Source organism: Paenibacillus sp. S150, assembly GCF_019352175.1.
Lineage (GTDB): Bacteria > Bacillota > Bacilli > Paenibacillales > Paenibacillaceae > Paenibacillus_AQ.
Map to the genome: position 1 here is coordinate 82,734 of NZ_JACBYI010000025.1, position 15,006 is coordinate 97,739.

Here is a 15,006-nt window from a genome sequence, read left to right on the forward strand (position 1 = left end):
GAGTGAAGGAACTGCAGGATGTGCCGTATTGGTTGTTGGGAGGCATCGCAGTGGCGCTGCTGCTGCAGGGCACCCTATTGTTTCGTAATGCACAGAAGCGCGGCAAAGGCAAAATGGCCTGGTTTTGGGGAATATGGGGGCTGACCGGAATACCTACACCGCTTATTTGTTATCTGCTGTTCGTGGTCCTTTCTGACTGGAGAAAAGCGAACAGAAAATTTTGATCAACCGGATTGTGGAGCAGGCGAAGCCATAGAAGGGTGGGAATATTCATGACTGAGATAAGATGGGGGCTGATTTGGCCGCTGCTGGCGCTGCAGGCACTGCTCGCCGTTATCGGTTTGATTTCTTTGGCCAAGGCAGAGCAGACCCGGGGGCCGAAATGGCTGTGGGGTATTATATTGATTTTTGGAAATCTTCTGGGCAGCGTCGCTTATTTTACTGTGGGAAGGAAAGAAAGCTGATGCCGCTGCTTACAGCTGCGAACTTACGCAAGGTCTATGGCAGGCATATCCCGGTGGACGGGATTTCCTTTGATGTTGAGGCCGGGAGGTGCGTAGCCTTGCTGGGGCCCAATGGAGCGGGAAAGACGACCACCCTGCGCATGCTTGCAGGTTTGCTGAAGCCTAGCTCGGGGTCCATATCCTTTGACGGCGGTACCGGTGGGAATTACCGCAGTGCGCTCGGCTATTTGCCCCAGTCTCCGGCATTTTACGGCTGGATGAGCGGGCAGGAATACATTGTTTTTGCTGCGAAGCTGTGCGGTATAGCTTCCGCGGAAGCTGCTGGACTTGCGGCGGACGTTCTTGAGCGTGTTGGACTCCGGGATGATGCCCGCCGCAAGATTGCCGGATATTCCGGAGGCATGAAGCAGCGGCTCGGTCTTGCCCAGGCGCTGGTGCACCGTCCCCGGCTGCTGCTTCTGGATGAGCCGGTCTCTGCGCTGGACCCCATTGGACGCCGGGAGGTGATGGAACTGCTGCGGAAGATACGGGAGGAGACAACCATTATTTTTTCTACCCATGTTCTTCATGATGCTGATGAGATATGTGACGATATTATTCTTATGAATCATGGTTTAATCGCCGAGCAGGGAGCGTTGTCCCGGCTGCGCTCGCAGTACAGCCTACCGGTCATCCGGCTAAGTACGGAGCTGGATGTGAAAGCGCTGATATGGCTTGAGGATCTTGCCAACCGGTCATTTGTTGAACAGTCTATAATTTCTTCCGGCTCCGCCACCTTGAACGTGAGCGATGTGGAACTCGCCCGGCGGACAATTCTTCAGGAAGCCGGGAGCCTCGGTATTCCATTGCTGCAATTCGAAGCAGGCTCTTCCACCTTGGAGGATTTGTTTATGAAGGTGGTGGAGGCATGAGGAATGTCTGGACACTCTACCATAAGGAAATGCTGGAGGCCTTGCGCAGCTATAGGCTGATCTGGGTTCCGGCAGTATTCATTATTTTGGGTGTTATGCAGCCGCTCACGACATATTACATGCCGGAAATCCTTGCAGCTTCCGGTAATTTGCCTCCGGGGATGCTGGAAGGCTACGAGATGCCGGGTGCTGCTGTGGTTATGGCTCAGGCGCTTGGACAATACGGTATCTTAGGTATGCTGATACTCGTGCTTGGCGTGATGAACAGCCTGGCCGGTGAGCGGAGCAGCGGAACTATCGAGATGCTGATGGTCAAGCCGCTCACCCCGGCGGCTATCGTCTCGGCCAAATGGGCCGCACAGCTGACCCTGCTTATCCTTGCTCTTGGATCGGGCGCAGCCGGAGCTGCCTATTATACAGAACAGCTTATAGGTCCGCTTTCCTGGAGCAGCCTGCTGGCTGCAGCCGGACTGTACGGGCTGTGGCTGCTCTGTGCAGTCTCGCTGACCCTGCTGTTCAGCGCCTGGCTGCGCGGACCCTCGGCTGCCATCCTTGGCCTGCTGGCCGCTGCGGCTATGTCGCTGGCACAGGGGCTGCTGCCCGGCCCGCTTGCTTGGACTCCAGCGGCGCTCACCGCCCTGTCTGCCGATATAATGACAGAAGGAGGCGGCCTTGCCAAAGGGCCGATTCTTTCAGCTGCCGCACTGATTATTTTATGCCTTGCCGGTGCTTCAGTCCTGATCCGCAGGAATAAATTGCCGGATTGAGGTCAAAGTGCGGAAATTGCCGATTTTTATCGATTTTCGGAATATTTTCTGCAAAAGTTTGATCAACCCGCTGCTGGCGCTGGACAGCTCTATCTTTTTTTAGTAGACTGTTGGAACAAGCAAAACATGATAGATTCCAGGTCAGGAGGCAGGGCGATGCTGCGTTTAGGTGAGAAGATTGTCATAGTTGCGGACGCTTTTGAGCAGAGTCTTCCTATCGGAGACTACGGCTACCTGATTGCTTACGACCGTAATCCTGACAATGCGTTTGATTACGTCATCCGTGTTCCGCAGGCGAACAGGAATTTCTATGTTACAGCTGAGGATATTGAAGCGGAAGAGCAATTGCTGGCAGCCCAGGCGGAAAGAGCAACGCAAGAAGCGTTGATTGATTATGCTTTGTCCACGCACAACGAGAAGCTGTTTCATCAATTGATGAACGGCGAAGACGCAGAAGCAGAAGAGACAGAGACAACTACTAAGGAAAGTCTGTCCCAGGCGGATTTCATCAAACAGGTGAATCTCCGCGCTTGGATTTAAGGAAGCCGGCGCAAGCTGGCTTTTTTGTTGAAATATAAGAATTTATATGCTGGGCACTCTAAATGATCCTTATATTTCTCGCTGAAACACGCCGTCCTTTACAAGGACGGCGTAGCCGTTTCTGCTTGAAAGATAAGAATTTATATGTTTTGGGGTCCCCGCAAAGTACCTGAGTCATCATCGAAGCCAAGGCCCCACTTTGTGGGGCTATTTTGTTAGGAAATTATGCTTCTCGTCAATTGTGGATAAGGTATGTTATGAAGTTAGAGGGAAAATTGTAATGCGTCTTAATCGTGCTGAGCTGTGCTGAGCTGCTGAGCCGTGCTGAGTTTGCTGAGCCGTGCTGAGTTTGCTGAGCCGTGCTGAGTTTGCTGAGTCTGCAGAGTTTGCTGAATTGTGCTGAGTCTCCTGAGCCGTGCTGGGTCTGCGGGCTCTATGTTTTGCAGGAGGAAGCGCGGAATAGAGCGGGTCCAACCGAGGCCGCTACTGGGCAGGGACGTAAAGTGGAATGAAGTGAATGAAGTGGAATTCGTAAGAATTAGTACACTTACACGGAAGGAAAAGTCTTAAAGGAATCGTGGGAAAAGTCGGCTTTATCTAAAAATTAGGGGCCGGCACTAAGTGCGGACAAGCGGAGGGTAGAGGAATTCCGGAGAAACGATAGTGTTCGCCTTTAAAGACCGGTTTCAACCTGCAATCTTATTCCAATCAGGAAACCGGGCTTTAGCAGCGGGATCGGAAGAACCCTCTTAACCCGCAGCGGACTTCATTCACATCGTCAACCGCTGATTTTGGTGTTGAGCCAAAAAGGTAATTTAATTGCTACAGGTTCAATACCCGCAGCTTGATGCGGGGAGTTTCATTGTATATGAATGGAACCGGAGAACCTGAAAACGCTGATGGAACGCAAGGAGGTTCATAGGGAATGGAAGCGAAGTGGAAAAAGTAACACTAATAGGCTGGAATCCTGGCTTTAACGGGCTTTAGTGGGATTTTGTACACTTAATAGAGGCCTGCTCACCCCATACGGCTGATTTCAGCCGGATTAGTTGTACTTTTTCCCACTAGGGATGAATCAGAATTCGAATGCGCTACCTTAGTTGTACTTTTTACCACTAGGGATGATCCAGGAGCCGAATGCGCTACCTTAGTTATATTTTTTACCACCAAAATGGCTGACCTTTTTATGAATGTGTTTCAAGTTCATCTTAAGTTAGACGTATTCCTCTGCAAGGGAGGGAAACGGGTCGATTAGGTCTCCTTTTTCCCGCTAACGCAAGCGAAAAAGGGAAAGTGGGGATTAAGTTTCCTTTTTCCACTTGGGCTTAGCCGACGGGTCTGAGCAGGAAGGTCTGGAGGATCGGGGAGGAAGAGCTTCAGCCGGCCAGGGGAACCGGAGAGCCAGGGAACCGCAGCCAGCCTTACACCTGAAATCCCAACAGCTGTGCTGTCCAGTCAAGGGCGGCATCGCCGTTTTGTTCAAAGATAAGAATTTATCCTGAATTTCGAAAGTAAGCATCTACAAATCATCTAAAAGGCTCTAAACGAAGGGATTTTTTGTGAAAAACAACTTGCACCAAATGGGTGAAGGAAAAAGAGGGTTTATCCCTTGTCCGATCTGGACTTGTTCAATTCACTTTCGAAATTCAGGTTTATATGTTTCACGTCATCAATTATCCTTCTATTTTTGGAGAAACGGATACCGCCTCTTTCAGAGGACGGCGAAGCCGTTTTTCTTATTGTTAGGAAATTATGAATTTCTTTTGCTGTGATAAGCCGTGTGAAGTTTGGGAATAAGTTAAAATGCGTTGTAGTCGTGCTGAACCTGCGGGTTCTATATTTTTCAGGAGGTAGCTCTTAATCGGGGGGCTAACGGCTCGTAGGATAGTATATTCTGTCCGGTTTTGAACTTGACGCCGCACCCGGCTCGGCCCCACTGAAGTGGGGCTTTTCGAATTGGAACGCCTTGTAACCACAAGCGCATTGAATTGTAGAGGCTTCTACAATATAATTAAACACGTTATCCGGGCGCTTTAGCCCTTTAAACAGGAGGGATATCCGAAATGAGCATTACCGTCAAAGATGTGCAGCATGTGGCCAGGCTGGCCCGCCTGCATTTAAGCCCGGAAGAAGAGGCGAAACTTACTGAACAGATGAATGCTATTTTACAATATGCTGAGAAACTCAATGAGCTAGACACTGAACACGTAAAGCCGACAACACATGTGCTTCAGGTCAGCAATGTCATGCGCGATGATGTGGTCAAGGAGAGCCTGTCTCAAGAGGAAGCGCTGCTTAATGCACCCGAAGCTGAGGACGGGCACTTCAAGGTTCCCGCAGTTCTGGAATAAACAAAAGCGAAAGGAGGAAGAATGTTGAGCCTGTTTCAATATCGATTGCCTGAATTACATAACATGCTGCACAGCAAAGAAGCCTCAGTCAGCGAGCTGACTGAGGAATCATTGGCTGCCGTTGCAGAGCGCGACGGGAAGGTGCATGCATTTTTGACATTAAATGAAGAGGGGGCCCGCGCCTCCGCGCGTGCGCTTGATGACAAGCTGGCCTCCGGAGCCGCCCGCGGACTGCTCTTTGGCCTTCCGGCTGGAATCAAGGACAATATTAACACCAAAGGGCTGCGCACTACTTGCGGGAGTCAGTTTCTTTCAAACTTCCAGCCGGTTTATGATGCCACTGTTGTTTCCAAGCTGCGCCAGGCGGATGCCGTAACGATCGGCAAGCTGAATATGGATGAGTTCGCCATGGGCGGCTCCAATGAGAATTCCTCCTTCGGCGCTGTGCGCAACCCGTGGGACCTGGATCGTGTTCCCGGCGGCTCCAGCGGCGGGTCGGCGGCAGCTGTGGCTGCGGGAGAAGTATTGTTTGCGCTCGGCTCCGACACCGGCGGCTCTATCCGCCAGCCTGCATCCTATTGCGGCGTTGTCGGCCTTAAGCCTACATATGGCCTGGTTTCACGGTATGGCCTGGTGGCTTTTGCTTCTTCCCTGGACCAGATTGGGCCGATTACCCGCAATGTTGAGGATTCCGCTTATGTGCTGCAGGCGATTGCCGGCTACGACGCGCAGGACTCAACCTCGGCTAAAGTCAATATTCCTGATTATCTCAGTGCCCTTACGGGTGATATCTCCGGCCTGAGGATCGCTGTGCCGAAGGAATACATCGGCGAGGGCATCGATCCTTCTGTCCGCGAGACCGTGTTGTCCGCTCTGAACGTGCTGGAAGGCCTTGGCGCGGTCTGGGAAGAGGTTTCGTTGCCGCATACCGAATACGCAGTAGCAACCTACTACCTGCTTGCTTCCTCGGAAGCCTCCTCCAATCTGGCCCGTTTTGACGGTGTCCGCTACGGAGTGCGCGCCGATGATGGGGGCGGGCTGCTTGAGCTGTATCATAATTCCCGCAGCCAGGGCTTTGGGGCCGAGGTTAAGCGGCGGATTATGCTCGGTACTTACGCGCTGAGCTCGGGCTACTATGACGCTTATTATTTGAAAGCCCAGAAGGTGCGGACCCTGATTAAGCAGGACTTTGACGAGGTTTTCCAAAAGTACGATGTAGTCATCGGACCGGCTGCGCCGACAACCGCCTTCAAGCTGGGGTCGCAGACTGAAGATCCGCTGACGATGTATCTGAATGATATTTTGACGATCCCGGTCAGCCTTGCGGGGATTCCGGCTGTCAGCATTCCTTGCGGCTTTGCCGAAGGGCTGCCTGTAGGTCTGCAGATTATCGGCAAAGAATTTGACGAGAGTACAATGCTGCGCGTAGCGCATGCCTTTGAACAGCATACGGATCATCACAAGCAGCTTCCTAAGCTGTAATTGCCGTCTTGACAGCTGGAGCTTCCAAGCAGGTTTTGCTTGAAGATGCTCAAGCAGGAGTATAGGCTCACAAAACTTTTAAGGGAATGAGAATAGATATGGCTAAATACGAAACGGTCATCGGACTGGAAGTTCATGTGGAGCTTCATACCCGGTCCAAAATCTTCTGCGGCTGTTCCACAGAATTTGGTGCTCCGCCCAACACGCATACCTGCCCTGTCTGTCTGGGACATCCCGGCGTCCTGCCGGTACTGAACCGCCAGGCGGTGGAATATGCCATGAAAGCGGCTATGGCGCTGAATTGTACGATTGGGGATATCAGCAAATTTGACCGCAAAAATTACTTTTATCCCGATTCTCCAAAGGCTTATCAGATTTCGCAATACGATCAGCCCATCGGCCTGAACGGCTGGATTGACATTGAGGTGGACGGAGAGACCAGGCGGATCGGCATCACCCGCCTTCATTTGGAGGAGGACGCCGGCAAGCTGACTCACGTGGACGGCGGCTTTGCTTCTCTGGTCGACTTCAACCGTGTGGGTACACCGCTGATCGAAATCGTGTCCGAGCCGGATTTGCGCTCTCCGGAGGAGGCACGCGCCTATCTGGAGAAGATCCGTGCCATTATGCAGTATTGCGATGTATCCGATGTGAAAATGGAAGAAGGCTCGATGCGCTGCGATGCCAACATCAGCTTGCGCCCGGAAGGTCAGGCAGAATTCGGCATCCGCGCGGAGCTTAAGAACATGAACTCCTTCCGCGGCGTGCTGCGTGGACTTGAATATGAGCAAATCCGCCAGGCCGGAATTCTGGATGACGGCGGCGTTGTGATTCAGGAGACCCGCCGCTGGGACGAGGCTCAGGGCAAGACCTTGTCCATGCGGGGCAAGGAAGAAGCGCATGACTACCGCTACTTCCCGGACCCGGACCTCATTGTGCTGCATATTGATGATGCCTGGAAAGAATCAATCCGTGCGACTATTCCGGAGCTGCCGGATGCGCGAAAGAGCCGTTACAGCGAGGAATACGGACTTACTGCCTATGATGCCGGTGTGCTGACTTCCTCCAAGCTGCTCGCCGATTTCTTCGAGGGCAGTCTTGCCTATACCAAGGATGCCAAAGCCGTTGCAAACTGGATGATGGGTGATTTGCTGGGTTATCTGAATGGTGCCGGGTTAGAGTTGTCCCGGGTGAAGATCACCCCGCAGGGACTGGGTGAAATGATTGGCCTGATCGCGGGCGGAACGATCAGCAGCAAGATCGCCAAGACCGTCTTCAAGGAGATGCTGGAGAGCGGCAAGCTGCCGGCGGCAATCGTTGAGGAGAAGGGGCTGGTGCAGATCAGCGACGAGGGGGCCATCAAGCAGATCGTTGAAGCGGTTGTGGCTGCCAATCCCCAGTCTGTTGAGGATTATAAGGCGGGCAAGCAGAAGGCGATAGGCTTTCTGGTGGGACAGGTCATGAAAGAAAGCAAAGGCAAGGCGAACCCTGGGCTTGTGAATACGTTGCTTGCTGAAGTGCTGAACAGCTAGAGCTTTCCCGCTTTTGGGGTAATATACATTAGGAACATAAGCGCTAGGGCTTGTCGGCAACGGCAGGCCTTTCGCGGCATATAAGGGGAATGTGCAGATGAACACAATATACAGGCTCGATTTGCAGGACGGGGACATCTTGAGTGAGCTCTGGAGCCTTCAGCACAAGGCATACAGGCTGGAGGCGGAAATCATAGGCTTCCATGAGATTCCGCCGTTATTGGAGACCAGAGACATGCTGAGCCGCTCTGCGGAGACTTTCTACGGCAGTTTCGACGACAGCGGGGAGTTAACGGGGGCTGTTGCGGTCCAGGAGGAAGCGCCAGGCAAGCTTACCGTGACCCGAATGATGGTTAATCCGGATTTTTTCCGCCAGGGAGTAGCCGGCAAGCTGTTGGAATATATTTTTGAGCAGTACCCGGATATGGAGCAGTACATTGTATCTACAGGAAAGCTTAATGTTCCGGCTGTTGCCCTGTACACCAAGCACGGTTTTGTGCCTGCCGGATTTGAAGAGGTTGCCCCCGGCGTAGAGTTGATTGAATTTCACAGGAGCGGCCGCGTTTGAAGAACGAGAAAACACAGTCATGACGACAGGAGGAATCCCGAAATGAGTCCCGAGCACAATGATCCCGCCATGCTTCCCATGCAGGGGGAAGGGGAGGCTGGCCCCGCTGCGCAGGCGGGAGACGCCGGTCAGGAGCAGCAGCAGCCTTTGATTCCGCCCCGCCCGAAGCGGCGTCCCCGCCGCAAACGGAAGTTCATTGCCGGACTTCTGGCAGCGCTTGTCCCCGGCACGGGACATATCTATTTCGGGCTGCTCCGCAAGGGGATTTCTTTCATTTTCATCATTTTGCTGGATATCGCTGCATTGCTCTACTTTTCTTCGATTGGCATGCAGATTAATGTGCCGCTGCTCATTCTGCTGGCTCTGATGATTCCGGTGCTGTATTTCTACAATGTCTTCGATGTACTGCAGTCGGCAGACCGTCTTCTGCGTTTGCCCGAAGAGCAGGACCCTGAATTGATGCCGCTCCCCAATTCCCAGGGGAACCGGCGCCGTCTGGTCAGCGAGCCGGGAATCTCGTTTGGGCTTTTGCTGCTGCTGGGCGGAGCGCTTTTGTTTCTTTTCCGGCAAAAGCCGGTCTGGCTGCAATATTTCATTGAGCATTACGCCGGTGTGGCGATTTCGGCGGTGCTGGCGGCCTGTGGAATATTTCTGGGCGTCCGCGAGACCGCAAAGGCGCTGTCCCGGCAGAGCGGCAATGAACAGCGCCGCCGGAGGGTTGGCAGATACACGGCATCCGCACTGCTCACAGCGGTAGGTGTGCTCTTGTTCCTGGATTGGAGGAACGGAACCGAGACTATGCTGCTGTTATTGAAATGGTGGCCGGTCATTGCCGTGCTGTGGGGAGTGGAGTACCTGCTCATGCATTTTTTCTCACAACGCCTGGGCCAGGGAAGAACGCAGGCCCCTTCACGCATGGATTTGCGGGGGCTGCTGACTGCAATTGTGCTCGCCGCCAGTGTGTTCCTTGTTTCGGAGCAGGAGCATTATCTGCATCTGTGGAACCGGGTCAGTCTTAATCTGACCGCAGCGGCTGTGGATTACGGTGAGGCCAAGGGAAGCAAATTCCAAAAGGCTCCGCTCGTTGTTCCGGTTGAACTGGTCACCTCCAAAGTTGCTATAGACGCCATTAACGGTGATATTCTGATCCACCGCGCACCCGTCGAGGATATCGAAATTGCAACAACCGTATGGGTAGATCAGCTGGAGGGTGCGGTCGCCGAGGCGATTTCGGAACAGTCCTTTGTAGAAGTGGTCGAAGGCACCACAATCAAAATCACTCCTAAGAGCAAGGCATACGGAGACTCCGGCAAACGCCAGCCGCGGATGGACCTTGATATTTCCTTGCCTGAAGACCGCCGGTTTAATCTGGAGGTGCGGACGATGAATGGCGGTATTACCCTGCAGAATGTAGAGGCCATTGAGAATATCAGCTTGGAGACCGGCAACGGGGAGATGATTCTCCACCGTATTTTCGGCAATGTCAAAGGAAAAACGCTGAATGGGGCTGTCCGGGCCAGAACCGTTCAGGGCAGTGTTGATTTGGCGACAAGCGGCGGGGACATGGCAGCCTGGGATGTAACGGGAGCGCTTAAGCTTTCAACGGCTGTCGGCAATATTTCGGCAGAGGGCAGCGGGGATGAGATGGACCTGTCCAGCAAGAACGGCAATCTGGAGATTGACGGGGCCAGATCGAAGCTGCATGCCGAGTCCCTCAACGGCAAAATCAATGTCCGTTCGGCGGATTTTGGAGGCAACTGGGATATCTACAGTGCGGTTGGCGATATCAGGCTGTATCTTCCCGTGTCGGGAAATTTCACATTGGACGGCTCCAGCGGCTATGGCGATATCGTTACCGATATACCGGAGCTGACCATCGACAAAAAAAATATCTCCGGCGAAGTAGGCAACGGCGAGTTTAAGCTGCATGTTGAAGGAAACAGCAACCTAAATGTGATGAAATATTGAAATAAGTAATTTTTATTATATAATAATAAATATAATGTATTGACTCCGTTGACAACATCGAAAGTCTGGTCTTACAATTACATTAGAGTTATTATTACGTTTTTTTATTAAAAGGCGGTGGCAGTGATGGGTAGTGGCGTACAGCATGCATTGGAACAATTGAAGACAACCGGTGTCCGTATTACGCCCCAGCGTCATGCGATTCTTTCCTATCTGATGGAAGCGATGAATCACCCTACGGCAGATGATATTTACCGTGCTCTTGAGCCGCAGTTTCCAAGCATGAGTGTGGCAACAGTGTACAATAACCTCAAGATGTTCATGGAAGCGGGGATGGTCCGCGAGCTGACCTACGGTGATAATTCCAGCCGTTTTGATGCCAATGTGTCTGATCATTATCATGTTATCTGCCAGGAGTGCGGCAAGATTGAGGATTTCAGCTATCCATCGCTCCATGAGGTAGAACTGCGCGCCGAGCAGGAGACAGGGTTCATAATTCATGGCTTGCGCATGGAGCTGTATGGAGTCTGCAAGTCCTGCAGCGAGAAAGCGCATTGAAATTTTATAATGATGAGAATTTTCTGAAACGTGCGGTATCCGGTAACGGAGGCCACACGTTTTTTTTGAGCTTATGATATATTGTAGTTCGTCATTCTATTAAAAAAGCCCAGCCCTTCCAGCAGATTTGCGCAACTAAGGAGCCTGTCATAGCGTATACTTAAGATTGGCTATACCCGGCATTATATTCTACTAGTGATCTGGAGGTACATTTTGGAAACAAGACAGAGACAAAGACGCGTCAGGAAGCGCGGAGGTCTTTTTCGCCGTTTATTGGGACTTGTCATTATAGCCGCAGCAGCCTACTGGGTTGTATATTATGTATTGCCGAACCGTTTGCATATCGTTCCTGACTGGAAAGGTCTGGAGCATCCTGTTTTTGTCAAAGGAGAGCTGACGGGCTATTCCGCTTCAGGTACGGGAGACGGACTGCTTTTACCGCTTCCGCTGCTGCAGGAATATGTGGATTCATCCATTCATTATGAAGAAGCGACCAAATCGGTCATTTTATCGACAGACAATGAGCTGTTATATATGCAAGAGGATACTACTGCCGCCAGCTTGAACAATGAGCCGCTGCAGCTCCGTCTGGCCCCTGAAGAAAAGGATGGGGTAACCTACCTGCCGGCGGACACGCTTGAGAATTTGTATGGGTTCGAGGTGGAAGAGGACCAGGCTACCGGAGCCGTTCTGCTGATGACCGCCGGAGAAACCGTCCCGCTTGGCAAAATCAAAGGCGAAGAGGGCGGGAGATCCAAAGCTTTGCGCAGTGAAGCTACTATCCATGCCCCGATTGTTGCCGATATGCCTCCGGGAACCGTGGTCAGGATTTGGCACTCGGAGGGTGAGGACTGGCTGTATGTGCAGATGAGCAGCGGATTCACGGGCTATATCAAGGCTGGCGATATTATCCCGGACGGAGAGAAGGCGGTGGACGCGAAGCCAGTCACTCCCTCGCGCGCGGAACGCAGCTGGAAAGGAAAGCCGGTCAACCTTTTCTGGGAAGCTGTATATGAACGCAAGCCTGATCCGGCTAATTTCGGCGCTCTTCCCGGGGTTAACGTGGTCAGCCCTACCTGGTTTGAAATCGTCGATATAAACGGCAATGTCCGCAGCAAGGCTGACAACGCATACGTACAGTGGGCCCATAATCGGGGGATGGAGGTTTGGGGGCTGCTGAGCAACAGCTTCGATGCCGACCTTACTACCCAGGCGCTGTCCAGTTATGAGAAACGGATGAATGCCATCGTGCAGATGCTCGAGTATGCTGATCTGTATGGTCTGGATGGAATTAATATTGACTTTGAAAATGTCTACACCAAGGACGGGGAGAACGTTACGCAGTTTATGCGGGAGCTGAAGCCGATGGCCCAAGCCAAAAATCTCATTGTCTCAATGGATGTAACCCCAAAATCAAACAGCGAGATGTGGTCGCTCTTTTTGGACCGCCGGTCGCTTGCGGCAGTTACGGATTTCTTGATCGTAATGGCTTATGATGAGCATTGGGCGTCCAGCCCTACCGCCGGTTCGGTTGCTTCGCTGCCTTGGGTGGAAAATTCCATAAGCCGCATTATTGAAGAGGATGATGTTCCTGCTGAGAAGCTGATACTCGGTATCCCGCTCTATACCCGCATTTGGTCGGAAACCACGGTGGACGGACAAACCAGGGTTAGCTCCAAAGCCGTTAGTATGAATGCGGTCCGGGAAATTCTTGCCGATAAGAAGCTGACGCCAGTATTTGATAAGGCTGCGGGGCAGAATTATGTGGAGTATACAGAGGATGGCGTCCTGCGTAAAATATGGATCGAAGACAAGGTCTCGCTAAAAGCCAGAGTAGAGCTCGCCCGATCATTTGGGCTGGGAGGCATAGGCTCCTGGAACCGCAGCTTTGCCATTGCTGAGGCTTGGGAGACCTTGCAGCAGATTAGCCAATAATTATTTTTAGTCATAGCACAGGGGTCCCCTCACGGGAACCCCTGTTTTTTTGTGGGAATAAAAAATAGGCTATTGCTTAAGCTGCCGGCTTTCAAGCTGTTCTGCAGTGATGGTCGCTTGTGCAGGGTCCATTGTAAGTATGGTATGGCAGAACATGCAGCGGTCAGTTTTGCCAAGCATTTTGGTCAGCTTATGGCATTCCGGGCATTCTACCTGCACCGCACTTGTTGAGAGCATGCCTGCCCAGAAATAGATCGCCAGACTTGCCATCATGGAGAACAGGCCGATAACGAGCCCAATTGCAGCAACAACCTTTCCGGCCGACCCCCAGAACACGATGCCTGCCGTCCCCAGGATCATAAGGCCCATTCCGAGCATGGTAAGCAGCAGTCCCCAGGTGCGAAAGGCATTGATTTTAGCCGATTTAAACTTCATGAGTGTTTGCTCCTAACTAAAATATAGTTCGGTTGTCCAGGAGGAACTGACATGAATATGTAGAATATTAATATTTAAGAGAATTATAACTGACAGACGCAAATTCGCCAAATTTGATGGAGGGAAGCATGGAACTGTCCAATTTGACCTTGTTTAGTGGAGAAACGTTTGATGAGAACGTCCTGGGAGCTGTCGCTTTGCATCAGAAGGGAAATGCTCCGTTTCAGAGTGCGCTTCTTCATGATTTTGATATGGTGGTACTGATGCTGCATGAGGAGCAGGACAAGGAGCGGATTATCACCCATACCATTGCCGGGGAGCGGCGCACACAGTCGGTCCATGTCGGTCTTTCGGCTCTGGAAAGAGCAGTGATGGCGGGAGACAACAACGAGCTTCTTACCAGCCTCATAGCAGGTGAAGTCATATGGGACCCCAAGGGGATTCTGGAGGCGATGCGCCGGGAGATTATCCAGTTCCAGGGGCCGCTTAAGGAACGTATACTGTTTATGGAATTCTCCAGGTTTCTGCATATGTACGTGAAATCCAAGCGGTATTTGGAAGCCCGCTGCACTATGGATGCTTACAACTGTGTATTGATCGCCTTATATCATTGGGCGCGGATAGAAGTGAGTGAGGCGGGTTATTTTCCCGACCCTGCAGTGTGGGAGCAAGTCAAAGGCCTGAATTCATCCGTCCATAAGCTGTATGAGGAATTAACTGTAAGTACTGAGACGCTGGATCAGAGAGTGGAGCTTATCCTGCTGGCCTGCGAATTTGCCATTATGTCCAAGATGTCTGATTGTTGTACCATACTATTGAATATTCTGGGCAGCCGCAAGGAACCATGGAGTATAAAAGAACTGCTCCAGCATTCCGGCCTTAGCCCGCTTGGCGCTGAACTGCCGCTGGTATTGCGCAAGCTTGTATCGCGATCACAAATCAGGGAAATTGCTTCGTGGGCAGAGGATGCCGGAGATGGTCATGCAGTACGCTACACTTTATAAATATATATTGGAAATACGCATGGATAGGAGAGGCAGTATGCTCTCTTTTTTTGTTTGTTCCCATGCTGTATGAGATGATCAATCCAGGGAATATTTATAGTTGACTCTTATGTTAATATTATGTTAAATTATAACTCGTCCCTCTGACGCAGGTAATATACTGCTGAGCATAGCGGAAGGCAGTCGAAAAAAGGAATTAGAAAATGATTGACTAAAGCAAGGGCGTTGTGATATATTATAAAGGTCGCTGCTGACAAGCAACGATGAAGAAAAATGAGAACTTGATCTTTGAAAACTGAACAACGAGTGAGTATCGGAATTCACTTCGGTGATTCCAAAACCGGTGGGTTTCACAGCGTCTTGGACGCTTGGGAATTCATCAAGAGAATGCAAATTCTCGTCAGATGTTTCAAAATGAGCAATCGCTCTTTCTAAAACCAATTTGGAGAGTTTGATCCTGGCTCAGGACGAACGCTGGCGGCGTGCCTAAT

The 15,006-nt window shown here is 51.6% G+C and carries 14 protein-coding genes; 13 read left to right on the top strand and 1 reads right to left on the bottom strand.

Annotated features, from left to right (window positions below; genetic code table 11):
• Positions 1-2 precede the first annotated feature (2 nt).
• The 12 genes from HYD27_RS20765 to HYD27_RS20820 all read left to right on the top strand — a co-directional run bounded on the left by HYD27_RS20765 (position 3) and on the right by HYD27_RS20820 (position 13,076).
• Entirely contained in the window at positions 3-224 is a 222-nt protein-coding gene (locus tag HYD27_RS20765; RefSeq protein WP_309242105.1) for a hypothetical protein, read from the top strand.
• Positions 225-272: 48 nt separating this feature from the next.
• Positions 273-464, top strand: a complete 192-nt coding sequence (locus HYD27_RS20770) for a PLD nuclease N-terminal domain-containing protein (RefSeq protein ID WP_219218323.1) — start codon at positions 273-275, stop codon at positions 462-464.
• Positions 464-1,375 carry an ABC transporter ATP-binding protein gene (locus tag HYD27_RS20775; RefSeq protein WP_219218324.1) on the top strand — a complete coding sequence of 304 codons (912 nt, stop codon included), beginning with the start codon at positions 464-466 and terminating at the stop codon, positions 1,373-1,375. Before HYD27_RS20770 ends, HYD27_RS20775 begins: the two co-directional genes overlap by 1 nt.
• Entirely contained in the window at positions 1,372-2,142 is a 771-nt protein-coding gene (locus HYD27_RS20780; RefSeq protein WP_219218325.1) for an ABC transporter permease subunit, read from the top strand. Before HYD27_RS20775 ends, HYD27_RS20780 begins: the two co-directional genes overlap by 4 nt.
• A 156-nt stretch (positions 2,143-2,298) precedes the next feature.
• Complete coding sequence (locus HYD27_RS20785; RefSeq protein ID WP_219218326.1) at positions 2,299-2,682, top strand: ATPase; 384 nt, start codon at positions 2,299-2,301, stop codon at positions 2,680-2,682.
• Positions 2,683-4,745: 2,063 nt separating this feature from the next.
• Entirely contained in the window at positions 4,746-5,033 is a 288-nt protein-coding gene (gatC, locus tag HYD27_RS20790; protein ID WP_219218327.1) for an Asp-tRNA(Asn)/Glu-tRNA(Gln) amidotransferase subunit GatC, read from the top strand.
• 24 nt (positions 5,034-5,057) lie between these two features.
• Positions 5,058-6,515, top strand: a complete 1,458-nt coding sequence (gatA, locus tag HYD27_RS20795; protein ID WP_219218329.1) for an Asp-tRNA(Asn)/Glu-tRNA(Gln) amidotransferase subunit GatA — start codon at positions 5,058-5,060, stop codon at positions 6,513-6,515.
• 98 nt (positions 6,516-6,613) lie between these two features.
• On the top strand, positions 6,614-8,047 hold the full coding sequence (gene gatB, locus HYD27_RS20800) for an Asp-tRNA(Asn)/Glu-tRNA(Gln) amidotransferase subunit GatB (RefSeq protein ID WP_219218330.1): 1,434 nt from the start codon (positions 6,614-6,616) through the stop codon (positions 8,045-8,047).
• 97 nt (positions 8,048-8,144) lie between these two features.
• Entirely contained in the window at positions 8,145-8,615 is a 471-nt protein-coding gene (locus HYD27_RS20805; protein WP_219218333.1) for a GNAT family N-acetyltransferase, read from the top strand.
• A 42-nt stretch (positions 8,616-8,657) separates the two neighbouring features.
• Positions 8,658-10,583 (top strand): DUF4097 family beta strand repeat-containing protein, encoded by a 1,926-nt coding sequence (locus tag HYD27_RS20810; RefSeq protein ID WP_228745234.1) that lies wholly within the window; start codon positions 8,658-8,660, stop codon positions 10,581-10,583.
• A gap of 126 nt (positions 10,584-10,709) precedes the next feature.
• Positions 10,710-11,141 (top strand): Fur family transcriptional regulator, encoded by a 432-nt coding sequence (perR, locus tag HYD27_RS20815; protein ID WP_219218334.1) that lies wholly within the window; start codon positions 10,710-10,712, stop codon positions 11,139-11,141.
• 213 nt (positions 11,142-11,354) lie between these two features.
• Complete coding sequence (locus HYD27_RS20820; protein WP_219218336.1) at positions 11,355-13,076, top strand: glycosyl hydrolase family 18 protein; 1,722 nt, start codon at positions 11,355-11,357, stop codon at positions 13,074-13,076.
• Between the two features lie 69 nt (positions 13,077-13,145).
• Here HYD27_RS20820 and HYD27_RS20825 read toward each other — a convergent pair whose 3' ends face one another.
• Entirely contained in the window at positions 13,146-13,511 is a 366-nt protein-coding gene (locus HYD27_RS20825) for a DUF2614 family zinc ribbon-containing protein (RefSeq protein WP_219218339.1), read from the bottom strand.
• A gap of 128 nt (positions 13,512-13,639) precedes the next feature.
• Here HYD27_RS20825 and HYD27_RS20830 point away from each other — a divergent pair, with 128 nt between their 5' ends.
• The gene (locus HYD27_RS20830) at positions 13,640-14,515 is read left to right on the top strand and encodes a nucleotidyltransferase-like protein (protein ID WP_219218341.1); all 876 of its coding nucleotides are present in this window, start codon (positions 13,640-13,642) and stop codon (positions 14,513-14,515) included.
• Positions 14,516-15,006 lie beyond the last annotated feature (491 nt).